At 31.4% G+C, this 18955-nt stretch carries 15 protein-coding genes and 1 pseudogene; all 16 read right to left on the bottom strand.

Annotated elements, in window-relative coordinates:
• Nucleotides 1-2: 2 nt before the first annotated feature.
• Nucleotides 3-227 (bottom strand): MoaD/ThiS family protein, encoded by a 225-nt coding sequence (locus tag CLAU_RS00490; RefSeq protein WP_023161676.1) that lies wholly within the window; start codon nt 225-227, stop codon nt 3-5.
• 92 nt (nt 228-319) lie between these two features.
• On the bottom strand, nt 320-2143 hold the full coding sequence (locus CLAU_RS00485) for an aldehyde ferredoxin oxidoreductase family protein (protein ID WP_013238675.1): 1824 nt from the start codon (nt 2141-2143) through the stop codon (nt 320-322).
• Nucleotides 2144-2281: 138 nt separating this feature from the next.
• Nucleotides 2282-3301: pseudogene (locus tag CLAU_RS00480) on the bottom strand (sigma-54 interaction domain-containing protein); the annotation flags it as partial.
• Between the two features lie 2 nt (nt 3302-3303).
• A complete protein-coding gene (locus tag CLAU_RS00475) occupies nt 3304-3735 on the bottom strand; it encodes an MOSC domain-containing protein (RefSeq protein ID WP_013238673.1) in 432 nt (143 codons plus the stop codon).
• Nucleotides 3736-3860: 125 nt separating this feature from the next.
• Nucleotides 3861-5768, bottom strand: coding sequence for a molybdopterin biosynthesis protein (locus CLAU_RS00470; RefSeq protein WP_023161675.1), 1908 nt, complete (start codon nt 5766-5768; stop codon nt 3861-3863).
• A 4-nt stretch (nt 5769-5772) separates the two neighbouring features.
• Complete coding sequence (locus CLAU_RS00465; RefSeq protein WP_013238671.1) at nt 5773-7005, bottom strand: molybdopterin molybdotransferase MoeA; 1233 nt, start codon at nt 7003-7005, stop codon at nt 5773-5775.
• 53 nt (nt 7006-7058) lie between these two features.
• Nucleotides 7059-7763 (bottom strand): ATP-binding cassette domain-containing protein, encoded by a 705-nt coding sequence (locus CLAU_RS00460; protein ID WP_023161674.1) that lies wholly within the window; start codon nt 7761-7763, stop codon nt 7059-7061.
• Nucleotides 7753-8412 (bottom strand): ABC transporter permease, encoded by a 660-nt coding sequence (locus CLAU_RS00455; protein WP_013238669.1) that lies wholly within the window; start codon nt 8410-8412, stop codon nt 7753-7755. Before CLAU_RS00455 ends, CLAU_RS00460 begins: the two co-directional genes overlap by 11 nt.
• 24 nt (nt 8413-8436) lie before the next feature.
• Nucleotides 8437-9282 carry an ABC transporter substrate-binding protein gene (locus CLAU_RS00450; RefSeq protein ID WP_023161673.1) on the bottom strand — a complete coding sequence of 282 codons (846 nt, stop codon included), beginning with the start codon at nt 9280-9282 and terminating at the stop codon, nt 8437-8439.
• 502 nt (nt 9283-9784) lie between these two features.
• Nucleotides 9785-11683 carry a sigma-54-dependent Fis family transcriptional regulator gene (locus tag CLAU_RS00445; RefSeq protein WP_023161672.1) on the bottom strand — a complete coding sequence of 633 codons (1899 nt, stop codon included), beginning with the start codon at nt 11681-11683 and terminating at the stop codon, nt 9785-9787.
• 164 nt (nt 11684-11847) lie between these two features.
• Nucleotides 11848-13188 carry a sigma-54 interaction domain-containing protein gene (locus CLAU_RS00440; protein ID WP_023161671.1) on the bottom strand — a complete coding sequence of 447 codons (1341 nt, stop codon included), beginning with the start codon at nt 13186-13188 and terminating at the stop codon, nt 11848-11850.
• A 182-nt stretch (nt 13189-13370) separates the two neighbouring features.
• Nucleotides 13371-15194, bottom strand: coding sequence for an aldehyde ferredoxin oxidoreductase family protein (locus CLAU_RS00435; RefSeq protein WP_013238665.1), 1824 nt, complete (start codon nt 15192-15194; stop codon nt 13371-13373).
• A 282-nt stretch (nt 15195-15476) separates the two neighbouring features.
• Nucleotides 15477-15740 (bottom strand): hypothetical protein, encoded by a 264-nt coding sequence (locus tag CLAU_RS00430; protein ID WP_013238664.1) that lies wholly within the window; start codon nt 15738-15740, stop codon nt 15477-15479.
• A 122-nt stretch (nt 15741-15862) separates the two neighbouring features.
• Nucleotides 15863-16951 carry an ABC transporter substrate-binding protein gene (locus CLAU_RS00425; protein WP_023161670.1) on the bottom strand — a complete coding sequence of 363 codons (1089 nt, stop codon included), beginning with the start codon at nt 16949-16951 and terminating at the stop codon, nt 15863-15865.
• 126 nt (nt 16952-17077) lie between these two features.
• On the bottom strand, nt 17078-18115 hold the full coding sequence (locus CLAU_RS00420; RefSeq protein WP_013238662.1) for a FecCD family ABC transporter permease: 1038 nt from the start codon (nt 18113-18115) through the stop codon (nt 17078-17080).
• A 57-nt stretch (nt 18116-18172) separates the two neighbouring features.
• Nucleotides 18173-18955: an ABC transporter ATP-binding protein gene (locus CLAU_RS00415; protein ID WP_023161669.1), complete on the bottom strand. Its 783-nt coding sequence runs from the start codon at nt 18953-18955 to the stop codon at nt 18173-18175.

The raw sequence follows: 18955 nt of genomic DNA, 5'->3' as shown, positions 1-18955 counted from the left end.
ATTTAACCGCCTCCTACTGGTGGGAACAATGATAAGACATCATTGTCATTAAGTTCTGTATTTGCTTTACCATCCCTACCATTTATAAGTAAAATAGCTACTTCTTCTTCCTTAATATTTATCTTTTTAAATATATCTGCAGGTGTTACAGGATCGTCAAATTCTAAAAACAATTTTTTATCTCTACCTTCTCTAAAATAAGCAAATAATCTAACTTCTATTTTCAAGTTTCCACCTCCTTAGGCTAAGAAAATAGACTTCATATACAGAGACAAGGCATCTTTTTTAATACATGAAGTCTAATCTCTAATTAATCAAACTAAAGCTTACCTACGTATTCATCTAATCCTAATTTCTTTAACGTTTCCTCTGTAGGAATACCATTTTTATCCCATCCACGTACTGAATAATATTCAGGTAGTAGTACATCTAACTTATGAACTTCTCCTTTTGATGGTCCTTCTGGAATTTGTTCTTCAAGCAATCTCTTTGGAAGAGTATCCTGTGAACTATCTATGCCTGCTTTTAAGTTAAATATTTTTTCTAAAGTCCATATTCTATCTCCAGCTAACATTAAAGAATTTACATCATGTAATTCTCCACCAACTACTGCATTATACATATCAACATAATCCTGTGCACCAAGACCAAATGTTGTAAAAATACATAATCCAAGTGAATCTATAACAGCTGTTAAATCATGGAATACTCTAGCATATCCTGCTTTTCCTTCCACTGCAAGTCTATCAAGTTTTTCTGGATAGCCAAGTATTTCAGGACTTACCATATATCCCTTAATGTGACATCCTCCCCTATTGTTAACAGCATAAGTAATGCCATGTCCCTGTATTCCTCTTGGGTCATATGCTGGAAGTTCCTGTTTTTTTACAGTCATTGAATACTCAGGTACACCGTATGAGTCACAAAGTCTGTATGAACCATCTGCCATCTTGTCTCCAAATCCTTCTCTAAGTCCCATTTTCTTTACCCATTCAACCATGGACTTAGCATCTCCCCAATTAAGTGACAATCCATCTGCTGCTATTTCTTCATCCTTAATATAACCTCTTTGATAAAGTTCCATAGCTGCTGCAATAGTACATCCTGCTGTAATGGTATCTAGTCCATATTCATTACACAACATATTTGCTGTATTTACAGCATTTATATCGTATACATCACAATCAGATCCAAATGACCATAATGTTTCATATTCTGGTCCTCCACATTCAGTTCCATCATCAAGTTTTACCCATCTTCCACAGGCAATTGGACACCTATAGCAAGGATTTTTTCTAACTAAGCAATCTTTAGTTAAAGTTTCTCCACTGATCTTATCTGCTTGATCTGTATAAGATTTTTGAAAATTCTTTACTGGATGTACACCATTTTCATTTATAATATTAACAAGTACAGCTGTTCCGTATGTTGGAAGTCCTCCACCAGCTACTGGATCTTTTCTTAAAATATTTGTTTTCTCAAGTGCTACTTCCTTCACTTTTTGTTCATCAAATAATTTTACTTTTCCGCTTCCTTTAACTACAATAGCTTTTAAGTTCTTTGAACCCATAACAGCTCCAACACCACCACGTCCTGCTGTTCTATCAACATCATTCATAACTGCTGCCATAAGTGATAACTTTTCCCCAGCTGGTCCTATGCATAAAACCTTAGCTCTCGAATCTGTTTCCTGTTGAAGCATTTTTGTAGTTTCTTCTGTTAGTTTTCCCCAAACATGAGAAGCATCCCTAAATTCTACTTTATCATCTACTATATTTACATAAACTTCTTTATCAGATTTACCTTCAACGATTATCATATCGTATCCAGCTGCTTTGAATTCTGCTCCCCATTTTCCACCTGAATTTGCAATAGCAATAGTTCCTGTTAAAGGTGATTTAGTAACTACCATGAATCTTCCGCTTGTTGGAACAGGTGCACCTGTAAGTGGTCCCGCTGCTATAATAAATTTGTTATCAGGTGATAATGGATCTACCTTTGGATCTACTTCGTCAAATAAGGTTTTTACGCCTAACCCTCTTGCACCTATAAATTTTTTAGCTTTGTCAATTTTCAATTCTTCCACTATATAAGTTTTACTACTTAGATTAATTCTTAATACCTTACCCTTATATCCGTACATAAAAACCCTCCTAAAAAAATTGATTATTCAAACAATTATATATATAGCATAAACCATGCCAATAATAAAATATTGTGTTTTGAGGGTATTGCGCCAAGCAAACTGTTCCATCTTGGTGCAATTTTGTTCCATTTCAGATCATTGTTCTGTTTCGGAACATTCTATGTGATACTTTTCCATCTTCCTATATAAGGTGTTTCTTCCAATCCCCATTGCCTTAGCTGCTAAACTTATATTTCCTCTGAAGCTTTTAAGAACCTTTATAATATGATTTTTTTCTACATCTTCAAGCTTCATACTTTCAAAATTCATAGAACCTTCAGCAACTTTATTGTTTCCAACTACAAAAGTTTTATGTAGTTTAAGTATATAATCTGGAATCTTTTCTGTATTTACTATAAGTTCAACAACGTTTTCTAATTCTCTTATATTCCCAGGCCAATCATATTCCATAAATTTATTCATTACAGTACTATCAATTTTAAACTTATTCTTGTTTAGCTTCTTACTTACTTTAGTCATATAGTAATCTATCAAAATAGGGATATCTTCTTTTCTATCTCTTAAAGGTGGAAGCCATAGAGGAAGTACATTAAGTCTATAAAATAAATCCTTTCTAAAGCTTCCCTTTTTTACTTCCTCTTGTAAGTCTTTATTTGTAGCTGCTATAATTCTAACATCTACAGGAATCTGCTTAGAACCTCCAACTCTGCTTACAACACCTTCTTCTATAACCCTTAAAAGTCTTACTTGTGTCTCTAATGACATTTCACCTATTTCATCTAAAAAAATAGTTCCACCATGAGCTAATTCAAATTTACCAGCATTACCACCCTTTTTAGCTCCTGTAAAAGCCCCTTCTTCATAGCCAAGCAACTCTGACTCAATAAGATTTGATGGTATAGCGCCACAATTTACTGCAATAAAGATTTTACCTCTTCTACTACTTAAATTATGTATAGCTTGTGCAAAGATTTCTTTACCTGTACCACTCTCACCAGTTATCAATACAGTAGATGTACTATCAGATATTTTTTTTGCATATTCTATTACGCTTACAAAATTTTTACTTTTTCCTATTATCTTATCAAAAGTATATATAGCACAACTTTGAGATATCTTTTTTACTGATTTTCTATATACTTTTTCATTATCACTTTTCATATTATTTCAATTTTATCTCCTCTTTTAATCCATCCAGAACTTAACACTTTAGCAAATACGCATTCTCTAGTCATAACACAGTCATCTGCTAATTTTCTTCTTTCACAGCCTTTATGACACTGTTTTCCAACTTCAGTAATTTCTAAAACAGCTTCACCTATTTTCATTTTTGTACCAACAGACAACTTATATAGATCTAAACCAAAGGTAGTAAGATTTTCAGTAAATTTAACTGTACAAAAGCCATCTATTCCTGATTTTTTTATCTTATCAATGCTTTCCTGTCCCAGTAAACTCACCTGTCTATCTAATTTTCCTGCATGAATATCTCCTACAAGACCATGATTTATTTCAAAATATCCCTTTTCAATATCCTTCTTAACAACTCCTTTCTCCTCACCTATATTTATCAATAAAATACTAGGCATCCAAGTATCTCCCTTCATGCAACTTATCTTTTAAGACTCATATGTAACAGAATACAAATATTTGTCTTCTTTCACATATGAGTCTAATAATCACTTGATATCAACATTTTTCTCAGAATGATCTCTTAAATATATATTATATTACATATATCCGAGTAATCATAGCCTCCAAGTTCATCAAGCTTCTTTAAAAATTCACTGCTTTTCATAACCTTAAGCAGCTCTTTAATTATATCAAGCTCCAAATACTGTACGGGCACTGCAAAATCGTATTCCTCATTGCAAACTGGAATGAAATCAAGGCCCATCATATCTGCTGCGGAATATACTCCAAGGCCACAATCAACATCTCCATTAGCTACTGCTGCTGCCACTGAAAGGTGTGTAAACTCTTCTCTTTCATAACCATTAATTTGTTCTGGTGAAATGTGAAGCTTTTTTAAATAGTAATCTAAAAGTAATCTTGTACCTGCTCCTCTTTGTCTATTTACAAAACGCACATTTTTTTCTGATATATCTGAAATATTTGTAAGTGACAGAGGATTACCCTTTTGAACCATAAGTCCTTGAATTCTTTTTACTACTTTTATCAATGCTATATTTTTATTTTTTAAATACTTATTGATATAAGAAATATTATATTCTCCAGTTTCCATATCCAATAAATGAATAGGAGCAATATGTGTTTCTTCATTCTTAAGAGACATTATTCCACCCATACTTCCTGTATGAGCTGAAGATAAATAGTAATGTTTACTGCTTAAATGAAGCATATCTGACAATATATCCAAAATAGGATCATGGCTGCCTATACACACAATAGTGTTTTTAATTTCCTCCATATCCCTCATAAGACTTATTTCAACTTTTGTTCCTGCTTCAATACCTTCTACATTTTGAGGAACCTCTAATGTTCCATCGGCTCTAACAAGTGACATAGTGGCACCTGCTCCTCTTGATAGTGGTGTTGCAATAATCTTATTTTCCACATATCCAAGCTTCATTCTCACAAATTCTAAATGCTTTAAGGATGACATAATTCTTCTGGATAAAATTGCATCTACCTTTTGAGGTTCTTTTGTTTTCAGTCCTTGATAATTTTCTACTATTTTCTTAAGAACTTTTTCCATTATGATATGAGCAGAAACAGGATATCCAGGTATACCAAGAACAGGTTTATTATTAATCTGTCCCATAATAGTAGGTTTTCCTGGTTTTATAGCAATACCATGTACATAAACTTTTCCTAAATCAGCAATTAAATCACTGGTAAAATCTTCTCTTCCTGCAGAAGAACCAGCATTGATTATAACTATATCACACTCCGAAACAGCTCTTTTTAAAGTTTCCTTTAAAATTTCATAATTATCTTTTACTATGCCATACCTTTTTGGTGTTCCTCCATATTCAATTACTTGTGCACTAAAAACCCTTGAATTAAAATCAATTATATCTCCAACTTTAAGGTCACTACCTGGTTCCACTAGCTCAGTACCTGTTGGTATAATGCCTACTAAAGGTTTTTTGTAAACTTCAATTGTATTTACTCCTCCTGCCAGCATTGCTCCTATATCTACAGGTCTTATAACATGACCTGATGGAACAATAAGTTGATTTTCCACTATATCTTCACCTAAAGGACGTATATTCTGCCAAGGGGCTGCACTTTTATATATTTGAATTTTATTTTCATCTATGTTAACTATATCCTCTACCATTATTACGCAGTCATATTCCTTTGGAACTGGATCTCCTGTGTCTACTACTATATAATCCTTCTCTTCCTCCAGCTCAATAGGATGCTTTTCAGATGCTCCTATAGTTTTAGAACTATGAAGAGCAATACCATCCATGGCAGAACAATTATAAAAAGGGGAAGAAATTTTTGAATAAACCGCCTGTGCAATAACTCTGCCTAAACCTTCTTCTGTGTTTATTACTTCTTTATTAAGAAATACAGAACTTATTTCACTTAAATATTTATTTAATGCTTCTTTAAATTCATAATTTGATAAATATACTTTCTGTGCCATAATATCACCTCTGAAATTTATAAACATATACCTGTTGATCTTTAAAAATTCCCTCTACATTTTTATCTATCTTTACATAACCCCAAGCCTTGGTAAATCCACTGATTGCAGCAGACTTGGTTAAAACAGGTACAGCTATATATTCTCCTTCTATATTTTCAATTGTAACTGGAAGATATTCTTCCCTTCCTTTGGCCTTATGATAGTTAGTACTAAACTTACAAGGAATAGGATATTCAACTTCTTCAAATTTCATCATCCTCTGTAAAAAATATCTAACTATTATTCTATAAACTACTGCACAGGAAAGAGGATGTCCTGGCAACCCAAATATAGGTTTATTTTTAACTTTTCCTAGTATAGTTGGTTTACCTGGTTTTATTGATATTCCATGAAGAAGTATACCTGGCTTACCAAGTTCATCAATAATTTTCGCAGTTTGATCCTTCTTTCCTACTGAACTTCCACCAGATATGAGAACTATATCACATTCTTCATTAGCTTTTTTTGCAGTTTCAAATAATTTTTCATAATCATCTCTTATGACTCCATAGAATATTGCTTCTCCACCATCTTCAATGACAGAAGAATACAAAAGATATGAATTTATGTCTCTGATTTGACCAGGCTTTGGATATTCTTCTGGTGATATAATTTCATCCCCAGTAGAAATTATCCCCACCTTGGGTGTGCAAATTACTGGTACCTTAATAATTCCCAAACTGGACAACATGCTTATACTATAGGGTTTAAGTACTGTTCCTGCTTTAAGCACAGTTTCCCCTAATTCCACATCTTCATCTTCATTAAGCACATTTTCACCAAATGGGACTGGCTTATTCACAAGTATAGTAGTATCATCCATTTTATCAGTATACTCGATCATTACCACACTATCTGCACCCTCAGGAAGCATTCCTCCAGTTGGTATGTACATACATTCTCCTGGAAATTCCAACGATTTAGAAGGCATCTTGCCCATTATAACTTCTCCCTTTAAATCAAGCATAGATGGCATACTTTCACTAGCTCCCTGTACTTCCTTACACTTTACTGCATATCCATCCACAATAGATCTTTTAAAACCTGGAACATTTAACGGTGAAACAATATCCTCATATAATATTCTGTCATTACATTCTTTTAAATCTATTAATTCTTTCCCTAAACTTATAGAAAAATTAGAGTTAATTGTGTCTTTTACCTCCTCAACTGATGACACCTTATAAAAGTCCATACTTTATTGCCTCCTATCTTTCACCATCGAAGTGATGATTTTAGTATTTAATCCTATTTTATGCAATCTGCATTTAACCACATTTTAAGTTTTTCATTTGAAGGATTTGTAAAAAACTGAACCTTATCCCCATATTCGATAATTTTACCTTTATCCATATAAAGAACATAATCAGCTATTCTCTTTGCCTGATATAAATCATGAGTAATCATTATTACAGTTCTATCATTAAAACACATATTTTTTATTAATTTTTCAGCAACTAATGTGCTTTCTAAGTCCATGCTAGCAGTTGGTTCATCTAATAAAGTTATCTTTGTCTCCAGCATAGCTACTCTTAAAAGAGCTGTTTTCGCTTTTTCTCCACCAGATAAAGTTTTTGCATTCTTATCCATTAATTTTTCCATATCAAAATCTTTAATATAGAAACCATACTTTTGTAAAAGCTCTTCCCACCTTTTCTCTTTAAATAGAAGTCCTTTTATTATATTTTCCTTAACAGAAGTATTGAAAATATATGGTTTCTGAAGTAACATCGAAATTTTATCTTTTGTATCTTCAAAATCTTCATCGTCGTATTTTATGCTTCCTGAATTAACTCTATTTACTCCTGCTATACACTCAAGAAATGTGCTTTTCCCACTTCCATTTAAGCCTAAAATTATATATATTCCTGCTTGTTTAAAATTAAATTTATCTATATTTAGCACTACCCTATTTCCATATTGTTTTATAATATTTAAGACCTCAATATTCATCAATTTCACTTCCTCGAAATTTGTGTAAAATGACATTTATAATTAGAGAAATAGAAAGTAGTATTACTCCTATGATGATAGCTCCTTCAAAATTTCCTTTTCCTGTTTCTAATGCTATATATGTGGTCATTACTCTTGTATGATCTTTAATATTTCCTCCTACCATCATTACTGCTCCAACTTCTGAAATAGCTCTTCCAAAGCCAGTAGCAGCTATAGTAAGCAGCTGTTCCTTCATTTCGACAATTATGGTTAATAAAGTTTTAAATCTTGAAGCACCAAGCACTTCACAATTTTTTTTAATCTCCCTACCTTGCTTTTGTGTTGAACTAATTGTAAGGCCAGTTATTATAGGAAATACCAATAGTGTCTGTGCTATAATCATAGCTGTTGGAGTAAATAAAAGCTCCAGACTGCCTAAAACACCTTTTCTTGAAAGTAATAAATACACTAAAAGCCCCATGAGTACTGGCGGAGTACTCATAAGGGTTTCTAATAACCTTACCATAACCTTTTTCAATTTAAAATCTTTTAGTCCTGCTAAAATTCCTATAGTTATTCCTGATACTGCTGCCATAACTGTAGATGACATGGATACTACTAGGGACATACTTATAACAGGAAGTATGTCTTTTATAAGTATTAGCATTTTAAAATTGTCTCCCATTATAAATTATTTTTTAGCATTTGGAATAAAAAGTGCCTGACCATATTTGTCTTTTCCATATTCACCTATAGTTTTTTGAATTTTATCAGACAAAATCCAATTGTAAAATTCATCTGCTTCTTTTTCCTTAAGCTTAGGGTTCTTGGCAGGATTTAATTTTATTACTCCATATTGATTATATAACTGAGGACTTTTCTCTGTAACAATTTGAAGCTTTAACTTGTTTTTCATAGATAAATATGTTCCCCTATCAGTTAACGTATAGGCTTTCATTTCATCTGCCATTTGTAATACTGCACCCATTCCTTTACCTGCAGATACATACCAACTTCCACTAGGTGTAATTCCTGCAGACTTCCATAAGCTTTTTTCCTTACTATGAGTACCTGATTCATCTCCTCTTGAAATAAATTTAGCATTACTATCCTTAATTATCTTCAAAGCATCAATTGGATTATTGTAAGCCTTTTCTTTAATCTTAGCAGGATCTTCAGTTGGTCCTACAATAATAAAATCATTATACATTACATCATTTCTTTTAAGACCATAACCATTCTTTATAAATGCCTCTTCCTTTGCCTTGTCGTGTACTAAAAGACAATCAGCGTCACCATTTTGTGCAAGCTTTAAAGCTTCTCCTGTTCCTTTTGCTACTACCTTTACATCTATTCCAGTGTCTTTTTTAAACAATGGAACTAGATAATCTAAAAGTCCCGTATCCTGGGTACTGGTAGTAGTAGCTAGTACCATACTTCTAGCTTCCTTTGGTTTAGCAGCTTCTTGTTGTTTAGTAGTACATCCCACTAAAAAAACAAAAATTAAACTTAATAATAGTGCAAGTTTTTTCTTCATAAAAAAGACCCCCTATTTAAAATTTGCATAAAAAAGAACAAAATTAAATTCTTTCTTTTTAGTAGAATGTGTAACCTTTTATGAATCTATTCGTCTTAAATCTGTTAACTTATTTTTTAATTATTACTTAGAACTTTATAACTATTATTTCATGTATAATATCTTGATTACAATATTATAACTTTTTTACTGTTACTGTCAACAATTGTTCAAAAATAGGTAAAATGTTAAAATATTGTAGTAGATTTACTATCTATATGTATAACCTTTAAGTATTTCATTTTCACAGCATCACTCTTGAACTTTCATACATAAATACTGTAATTGTCCACATAATATTATATGAATAAACATTTACTATTCCTTGATTAAATTTTGGAAGAAATGTTTAAAAAATATCTTATAAAGTATATAAAAAACTTTATAGGATATTTTTTATATACTACAAAATAAAAGATATTTTTTCTTAAAAGTTCCTATCTTTCTTCTTTGTATAAAAAATTTATATTTCTATTTCATATTTTTTTATTTTGCTGTACAAAGTATTTCTTCTTATACCCAATGCTGCTGCTGAATGTGTTATATTTCCTTCAAATTTCTTCAATACTTTAATTACATGTTCTTTTTCCACATAATCTAACTTTAAACAATCATCACTAATATCTACAAGTACCTCATTATTATAATTCTCTTCTGTAAAATAATCTGCAGGTATAGACCCTGTATTTGTAATTAGCTCAACCAAATTTTCTAATTCCCTTATGTTCCCAGGCCAATTGTAGTTAATCATTTTCTTCAAGTATTCTTTTAATATAGCTGGCTCTTTTTTATTTAACTTTTGTGCTATATTCTTGACAAAATATTGAATAAGAAGAGGTATATCCTTTTTTCTTTCTCTAAGTGGAGGTAAGAATAAAGGCAGCACATTTAGCCTATAATATAGATCCTTTCTAAATCTTCCAGCTTCCACTTCTTTTTTTAAATCTCTGTTTGTAACAGCTATAATTCTTACATCTACAGGTATAGATTTTGAACTTCCAATTCTCGTTATTACACCTTCCTGTACAACTCTTAGAAGCTTTGTCTGCATATCAAGAGGCATTTCTCCAATTTCATCAAGCATTATAGTTCCGCCATCTGCCAATTCAAATTTTCCAAGATTACCACCCTTTTTGGCACCTGTAAAAGCTCCTTCTTCATATCCAAAAAGCTCTGACTCTATAAGTTGTTTAGGGATGGCACCACAATTTAAAGCTACAAATGGTCCATCTACCCTGCTGCTGTAATTATGAATGGATTGTGCAAACACTTCTTTTCCCGTACCACTTTCACCCATTATAAGTATAGTTGATTTACTATTTGAAATCTTTTTTGCATAATTTATTACTTTTGTAAAGTTTTCATCCTGACCCATTATTTTATCAAAGGTATAGTAAGCATTACCATTATTCTTTTTATTTACCTTTTTAAATTTTTCAAAAACATAAACTATCTCAATATTATTATCATCACCACAATTGTATATTGAACTAGTAGTTACTTGATATTGAATCTTATTTCTTAGTGAAACCATAATTGTCTCTTTTGAAGTACTTTCTCCTAAATATATAGGTGCTTTTATATTATTCCAATTTTCTATAATATCTTCCATATTGTTTGTCTCTAACTTATTACCCCTTATGCCAAACATATCTTGTGCCTTTTTATTGCAGATTTTTATCTTACCATTTATATCCGAGGTTATTATAGCAACAGGACTGGAATTAAATATATTTTTTATATGCTTGTAATTCATATTTTGAATCTTATTGTACTCTTCTACTTTAATCATTTCTTCTATAGCATTTGATGCTGCTATAACCATGCCAAGTGTATGAGAGTGCACAAATTCAATATATCCAGTAAGATTCAATACACCTATAAGCCTTCCTTTATTATCTTTTATAGGTGCCGCAGAACACGTCCACCTATGATATGCATTAATAAAATGATCATCTCCAGAAATTTGAACTGGCAGCTTACTTTTTATAACTACGCTCATAGCATTTGTTCCAATGTTTTCTTCATTCATAAAAGCTCCCGGTACCATTTTCAAAGAAAAAGCTTCTTCAAGTATTTTTTCATCACCTAATGCATTTAATATACATCCCTCTCCATCGGTAAGTAATACAAAAAAATTAAATCCCTTTACAAAATTAATTAGCTGCTCCATATAAGGTGCTGCAGTTAATATTAAATTTCTGTTAGCTGCAAATCTTTTCTGTAACTCAATATCGTCTATTATTTTTTTACTAAATATCTGATGTGAATCAATATTAAACTTTTTACATCTTCTATGTGAAAGTTTAATATTGGGCTTGGATATAACTACGTTGCCAGATTTGCAAATAGCTACATTCATTATAATTCCTCCAATCACAACAACAGTTTTAAGTTTATTTTTTCCATTGAAAGGTTGCCTTTTAACTTTTATCTGATGACTACCTACTGTAATACTTATTGCTATATCTTCAAGAGTTTATGCAAATATGATAATATCTATTTGGAATGGTACTTCTATATAGATCAGTAAATATTATATTTCTTGATTTTTCTATAAAGAGTGTTCCTTCCTATACCCATAGCCTTAGCAGCTAAAGTAAAATTTCCTTTAAACTTCCTTATTACATTTTCTATATGTGTTTTTTCTAAATTTTCAAGGTTCATATTAAACATAAAATCTCCATCATAATATATACGACTATTTTCCACATTATGTTCTTTAAATAAGCCTTCTGATTGAATAATATTTTCATCTATATGCTCAATATTTATAAAAAATTCAATAACATTTTCTAGTTCTCTTATATTTCCAGGCCATTCATACTGTACTAACTTATCCATTTGATCACTAGTAATTTTTATTTTTCTTTTATTTAATTTCTTACTTATTCTATTCATATAGTAATCAACTAATAAACAAATATCGTCTTTTCTATCCCTTAAAGGTGGAAGTGGAATAGGAAGGACATTTAATCTATAAAATAAATCTCTTCTAAAATTTCTATTTTCAACTTCCTCTTTTAAATTTTTATTTGTAGCTGCAATTATTCTAACATTTACGGGTATTTGCCTGTACCCTCCAACTCTTACAATTAACCCCTCTTCTATAACTCTTAATAACTTTACCTGCATCTCAACAGGCATTTCCCCTATTTCATCTAAAAATACAGTTCCACCATTTGCCATTTCAAACTTCCCTAAATTTCCTCCTTTTTTAGCCCCTGTAAAAGCACCTTCCTCATACCCAAAAAGCTCCGACTCTATAAGTTTTTCCGGAATTGCACCACAGTTAACAGCCATAAAAACATTTTCTTTTCTATCACTGTAATTGTGTATAGCCTGAGCAAAAATTTCCTTTCCTGTGCCACTTTCTCCTGTTATTAATATAGTAGACTTACTATTAGATATCTTTTTTGAATACTCTATTATGTTTAAAAAATTCTTATTTTTTCCTATTATTTTATTAAAAGTATATATGGCCTTTCCTTCTAATCGCCTTTCTTCTAATTTTCTTTTCTTTTTTATTTCTTTAAAAACAACTATGATTATCCTGTCATCCATTTTTTTTGTGTATAATGGATATATATTTAATTTTAATTTAAGCATATTCTTAACAGACTTTATGCTAGTTTCTACATTCTGCTGAATGCTTATATTATGTATATTACTCGTTATATTATTCCAGCTATATACCATATCTTGAATATTCATATTCATTATACACTCTTGACTATATCCTGTAATTTGTAGTAAGGCACTATTTACAAATTTAATTTCTCCATAAATGTTACAAATCATAATGCCTTCAGGTATAGATTCAATAAATGCTTCAAAGCTTTGCTTATTACTATTGAAGTTTATCATAACAACTAAATTTCATCTCCCGAACTTATCCAAGCAGAACTTAACACTTTTGCAAATATATAAGCAACTAATCTAACTTCTATTCTCAAATTCATATCTTTCTATTAAAAACAGACTTCATATATAGAGAGAAGCTATCTTCTTTAACACATAAAGTCTGCTTTCTAGTTTACCGAATCAAACTAGAACTTACCTATATATTCATCTAATCCTAATTTCTTTAATGTTTCTTCTGTAGGTATACCCTCTTTACTCCATCCTCGTACTGAGTAATATTCTGGCAGAAGAACATCTAGCCTATGAACTTCTCCCTTTGATGGGCCATCTGGAATAGGTTCTTCTAACAATCTCTTTGGTAGAGTATCCTGGCTGCTGTCTATTCCAGCTGCAAGATTAAATAATTTCTCAAGAGTCCAGATTCTATCTCCTGCCTCTAATAGTGAATCTGCATCATAAGTAGATTCTCCTACTACTGCATTATACATATCTACATAATCCTGTATTCCAAGCCCAAATGTAGTGAATATGCACAATCCTAAAGAATCAATTACAGCAGTTAAATCATGAAATAATTTGGCATAAGCTGCTTTACCATCTAATGCAAATCTATCAAGTTTTTCAGGATAACCTAATATTTCAGGGTTAATCATGTATCCCTTAATATGACAGCCTCCTCTATTATTAACTGCATAGGTAATACCGTGTCCCTGTATTCCCCTTGGATCATATGCTGGAATTTCCTGCTTTTTAACTGTCATAGAATACTCCGGTGCTCCATAACCTTCACAAAGCCTATATGAACCATTTGTCATCTTTGCTCCAAAGCCTTCACTATATACCATTCTCTTTATCCAGCCAATCATAGATTCCGTATCACCCCACTTGAGAGATAGGTTATCTCCAGCTATTTCTTCGTCTTTTATATATCCTCTTTGATAAAGTTCCATAGCTGCAGCAATTGTTGCACCACAAGTAATAGTATCAATACCATATTCATTACATAACATATTAGCTTCATTTATAGCATCTAAATCATATGAACCACAGTCAGATCCAAAACACCACAGTGTTTCATATTCTGGTCCTCCGCACTCTGTGCCATCTTTTAGTCTAACCCATCTTCCACAACCTATAGGACAGCTGTAACAAGGATTTTTCCTTACTAGTTGGTTAGCAGTAAGAGTCTCTCCACTTATTTTATCTGCTTGATTCGTATAAGACTCTTGAAAATTCTTTACAGGATGAACTCCATTTTCATTTATTATATTAACCAGTATAGCTGTACCATAAGTTGGCATTCCCTGACCAGCTACTGGATCATTTTTTAATGTTGTAATTTTTTCTACGGACACTTTTTTTACTTTTTCTTTATCAGCTAAAGCTATTTTTCCAGTTCCTTTAACTGTAATAGCTTTTAAGTTTTTAGATCCCATAACTGCACCAACGCCGCCTCTTGCTGCAGTTCTATCTACATCATTCATAACTGCTGCCATAAGAGACAATCGTTCACCAGCAGGTCCTATACATAATACCTTTGATTTATTCTCAGTTATCTTTTCTAACTCTTTTGTAGTTTCTGATGTAACTTTTCCCCAAAGCTGTGACGCGTCTTTAATTTCTACCTTATCATCTACTATTTCAATGTAAACTGGTGAATCAGCCTTATCCTCTACTATTATCATATCCCAACCAGCTTTTTTTAAGTCTACTCCCCATTTTCCACCCGAATTTGAAATTCCTATAGTTCCTGTAAGCGGTGCTTTAGTAACTACCATAAACCTTCCACTAGTTGGAACCGGAGCTCCAGTTAAAGGACCTGTTACAATTATAAATTTATTTTCTGGTGATAATGCATCTATTTTAGGATCTATTTCATCAAATAAAGTTTTAACACCTAGTCCCCTACAACCTATAAACTTTTTAGCTTTATCTAAATCTAAATTTTCTGATTTGCAAGTTCTTTCTTTTAAATTAATTCTTAATACTTTACCATCATAACCATACATTGAAATTCCTCCTCATATAAATGTATTTATTTCAGAAATATTATAGAGCATAAATTGTGCCAAATATGGTTACAAAAAAAACACTCAATAATCAACATCACATGCAATGCATTGATTATCAAGTGAATTCATAGCAAATAATTTAATAACGTTTTTTTGTTTTATAATAAAATGCTTAAATAATAAACAATACAGTTCTTTGTATTGCCAAAATGCTCAAAAAAAATACAATATTATCATTTTATTTTTAAAAAAGTGATCAAATAACGTACAATACTATTTCTATTTTTTTAAAACGTTCCAATATGGATCACCAAGCATTAAAACCATTTGATTAATAGCACCAATAGTGCATCCAGCTTTAGAGACTTTTTCAGGTATATTTATGGTGTTTCCATCCATATCTATAATCGTTCTTGTGGTAGATTGGGATTTAGAGGTTGATGTTGGTTGTTTTTCCGAATTTGATTTAACACCGCACTCATTAAAAAAAGTAAATATAACTAATATCATAAATAAGACTAATATTTTTTTCATACTTTTCATAATAAGTTAACCCTTCTTCCTTATACTTTTAAATTTTTACTTGGACACATTTTAATTTCAAAACATGTCCAAGTAAAAATTTTATCATACTATTAAAAATTTAAGTTATAAATTATTCATTACTATTTTGCAGGAGATTGTGCTTTCAATATTTTATCTACCTCTTCATTAGTAAGATTATAGTTTAAAAATGTTTTATAGAAATTTTTTGTTTCAGCAGCTATATCTAAATCTTTAAATTTATCTGGATGAATTGTTTTAGCAGCCCATTGAACTTGAAGCGCTTCTTCACAACTGTAACGATCCCATAAAAATGCACCAGTAGGATTTTGATATACTTTCCCATTTTTAACTGCTGATATCTTCTGCCAATTTGGATCATTAATTAATTTATCTATAGAGTTAACTTTTCCACTAGCACCATTAGCCCCAAATATAATAATATCAGGATTCCACTGAATTATTTGTTCTAAGGATACTTTCTTCATATTTCCAGTAACATCCTTTGCAGCGTTTACTCCTCCAGCTGCTTCAATCCATTCATTAATAATAGTTTTGCTTCCATCTACACCAATTGGAGACAGCGACTCTACATGAAGAACTTTAGGTCTTTCACTATCTGGTATTTTTGAAGTAACATCTTTAACCATCTTAACCTTATCATCTAAATATTTGTTATATTTATCTGCACGCTTTGCAGCATCTCCACCTAAAATTTCACCAGTTAAAGATACACATTTTTTCATTGTGTCAAAAGTAGTAAAATTTAATTGAACTACTGGAATTCCTAAACTAGAAATTTTATTAGCATTTGCATCACCAGAAGATACAAATACTATGTCAGGTTTATTTTTCATTAAATCCTCTGTATTAAAATTTGCACCAAAAGTAGTAACTGCTTTTTTCATAGCTGGATTAACTTTATATAACCAAGGCATAGATTTTTCACTAAGCACTGTTTCCACAATTTTATCACCAGCGCCTAATACTGATAAAACTTCATTATGTGCCTTCCAAGAATCAGCAATCTTGTTTATTTTTGTAGGAACTTGAACTTTTGCACCAGAAGTATCTGTAATAGTTTTTGTTTTTGAGCTAGTTTCTTGTGTCGAAGAAGATTTGTTTGATGATTGAGTCGATTGACTTGAATTGCAAGCAGTAAAAAATATCATTAAGAAAATACACAGAATAATTATTGTTATTTTTTTCATTTTTATACATCCTTTCATGATAAAAATTGTACTAAATTATGTATTATTTTTGTTTTACCAGTTTATTTAAAATATTTCTATTAAGTATACTAGCTTATTAGAACTACAATAATTTTTAGTTTCATATTACTGCCTCCTTCCTTTAAATAAAATACTTATAAAGAATGGTGCGCCTATTAATGACGTTAAAATACCTAGTGGTATTTCCATAGAAAATATGGTACGAGAAATGTTATCAATTAAAAGAAGATAAGCGCCTCCAATTAATATAGAACCTGGTAAAAGATCTTTATAATTAGGACCTACAATCATCCTAGTCACATGAGGAATAACCAAACCTACCCATCCAATTATTCCAGCCATAGAAACAGAGGCAGCAGTTAATAAAGTGGAACAAAATATTAAAATAATTCTCATTCTATCTGTATTTATTCCTAGTGATTTTGCTTCTTCCTCACCAAAAGAAATAACATTTAACTTCCATCTCAATAATAAAATTGGAACAACTCCTATAATAAATGCAATTAAAAGAATATGAATTTCTTTAAAGGTTATGGTAGAAAGTCCACCCATAAGCCAGAACGTTATTGCTGGAAGTTTACTGTCTGGATCAGCTACATATTTTGTTAAAGAAATAAGGGATTGAAAAAGGGATGATACCACTATACCCGTAAGTACCAATATTAAAGTTGTATTATTACTACGTCCAATAACCTTACTAACAGCATAAGTAATAAGAACTGCTCCCATACCAAAGGCAAAAGCAAGAAATTGTACTCCTGCCATATTAAAAGATACTAAAAGTCCCATGGCAGCACCAAAACCAGCACCTGCTGAAGCACCTAATATATCAGGAGAAACCATAGGATTTTTAAATAGGCATTGATATGTAGTCCCAGCTACTGAAAGTGAAGAACCAATTAATAACGCAGCTATAATCCTTGGTAATCTTATTTTAAATAATACAGTATCAACATTTTCAGACCAGGTTTGAGGTAATCCAAATATCTTTGCATAAAATATATAAAAAAGATCTTTAAGCGATACTGAATACCTTCCCATAGTAAATGAAATCAAAAATATAAAAAGGACCAGCATGATAAGTATAATTTTTATAGATATTATATTGTTTTTTTTTACACTTTTTTCTTTTGATGCTTGCATGAAACAGCCTCCTACTCCTATCCTATTTGTAAAAACATCTCTTTAATGTAAAATATTTCAGTTAATCATAGGTACGCAGGCTTTGATTTGCTGTCCATTTGAATCAACTGTAGTTACAATTTTTACATCAATGCCATATGCTTTTTTAAGCATATCCTCTGTTACAACCTCATTAACACTGCCTACTGTAAATACATTGTTTTTTTCCATAAGTGCCACTTTTGTGGAACATAGAAAAGCATGATTTGGAAAATGTGAAGTCATAACGACTGCTAATCCTCTTTCAGAAAGCTTATTTATCTGTTCTAGTACTCTAATCTGATTTCCAAAATCCAAATTGGAAGTTGGTTCATCCATTATTAACATTTTGGGCTGCTGAGCAAGAGCCCTAGCAATTAAAACCATTTGCCTTTCCCCACCACTTATTTCCGTATATATCTTGTCTTTTAAATAGGATATTTTCAAAGTATTTATAGCCTCTTCTGCAATGCCAATATCTTCTTTCGTAGGAGAAGAAAACGTCGAAAGGTGAGCAGTCCTCCCCATCAATACCACATCAAAAACTTTAAATGGAAAGGGAGGTGTATGTGCCTGAGGTACATAGCCAATAGTTTTAGCTAATTTCTTTCTAGACCAATTATGTATATTCTCTCCATCCAAAAGTATTTCCCCACCCTTTAACTTTAAGAATCCTAATATAGTCTTAAAGAAAGTTGTTTTTCCTACACCATTAGGTCCTAACAAGCATAATATTTCTCCCGAACTTACATTCATAGATATATTTTTTACTACAATGCTTCTACCATAACCGCAAATAGCGTTTTTAATCTCTAATCTCAT

It is taken from the genome of Clostridium autoethanogenum DSM 10061 (assembly GCF_001484725.1).
GTDB lineage: Bacteria > Bacillota > Clostridia > Clostridiales > Clostridiaceae > Clostridium_B > Clostridium_B ljungdahlii.
Note: the sequence above shows the minus strand (reverse complement) of the source record. Positions and strands in the feature narration are given on the sequence as shown.

Excerpts from the sequence above, each read along its gene's own strand:
- CLAU_RS00485 (WP_013238675.1), bottom strand. The coding sequence starts at position 2,143 with ATGTACGGATATAAGGGTAAGGTATTAAGAATTAATCTAAGTAGTAAA.
- CLAU_RS00475 (WP_013238673.1), bottom strand. The coding sequence starts at position 3,735 with ATGCCTAGTATTTTATTGATAAATATAGGTGAGGAGAAAGGAGTTGTT.
- CLAU_RS00470 (WP_023161675.1), bottom strand. The coding sequence starts at position 5,768 with ATGGCACAGAAAGTATATTTATCAAATTATGAATTTAAAGAAGCATTA.
- CLAU_RS00465 (WP_013238671.1), bottom strand. The coding sequence starts at position 7,005 with ATGGACTTTTATAAGGTGTCATCAGTTGAGGAGGTAAAAGACACAATT.
- CLAU_RS00460 (WP_023161674.1), bottom strand. The coding sequence starts at position 7,763 with ATGAATATTGAGGTCTTAAATATTATAAAACAATATGGAAATAGGGTA.
- CLAU_RS00455 (WP_013238669.1), bottom strand. The coding sequence starts at position 8,412 with ATGCTAATACTTATAAAAGACATACTTCCTGTTATAAGTATGTCCCTA.
- CLAU_RS00450 (WP_023161673.1), bottom strand. The coding sequence starts at position 9,282 with ATGAAGAAAAAACTTGCACTATTATTAAGTTTAATTTTTGTTTTTTTA.
- CLAU_RS00445 (WP_023161672.1), bottom strand. The coding sequence starts at position 11,683 with ATGAATGTAGCTATTTGCAAATCTGGCAACGTAGTTATATCCAAGCCC.
- CLAU_RS00440 (WP_023161671.1), bottom strand. The coding sequence starts at position 13,188 with ATGATAAACTTCAATAGTAATAAGCAAAGCTTTGAAGCATTTATTGAA.
- CLAU_RS00435 (WP_013238665.1), bottom strand. The coding sequence starts at position 15,194 with ATGTATGGTTATGATGGTAAAGTATTAAGAATTAATTTAAAAGAAAGA.
- CLAU_RS00430 (WP_013238664.1), bottom strand. The coding sequence starts at position 15,740 with ATGAAAAGTATGAAAAAAATATTAGTCTTATTTATGATATTAGTTATA.
- CLAU_RS00425 (WP_023161670.1), bottom strand. The coding sequence starts at position 16,951 with ATGAAAAAAATAACAATAATTATTCTGTGTATTTTCTTAATGATATTT.
- CLAU_RS00420 (WP_013238662.1), bottom strand. The coding sequence starts at position 18,115 with ATGCAAGCATCAAAAGAAAAAAGTGTAAAAAAAAACAATATAATATCT.
- CLAU_RS00415 (WP_023161669.1), bottom strand. The coding sequence starts at position 18,955 with ATGAGATTAGAGATTAAAAACGCTATTTGCGGTTATGGTAGAAGCATT.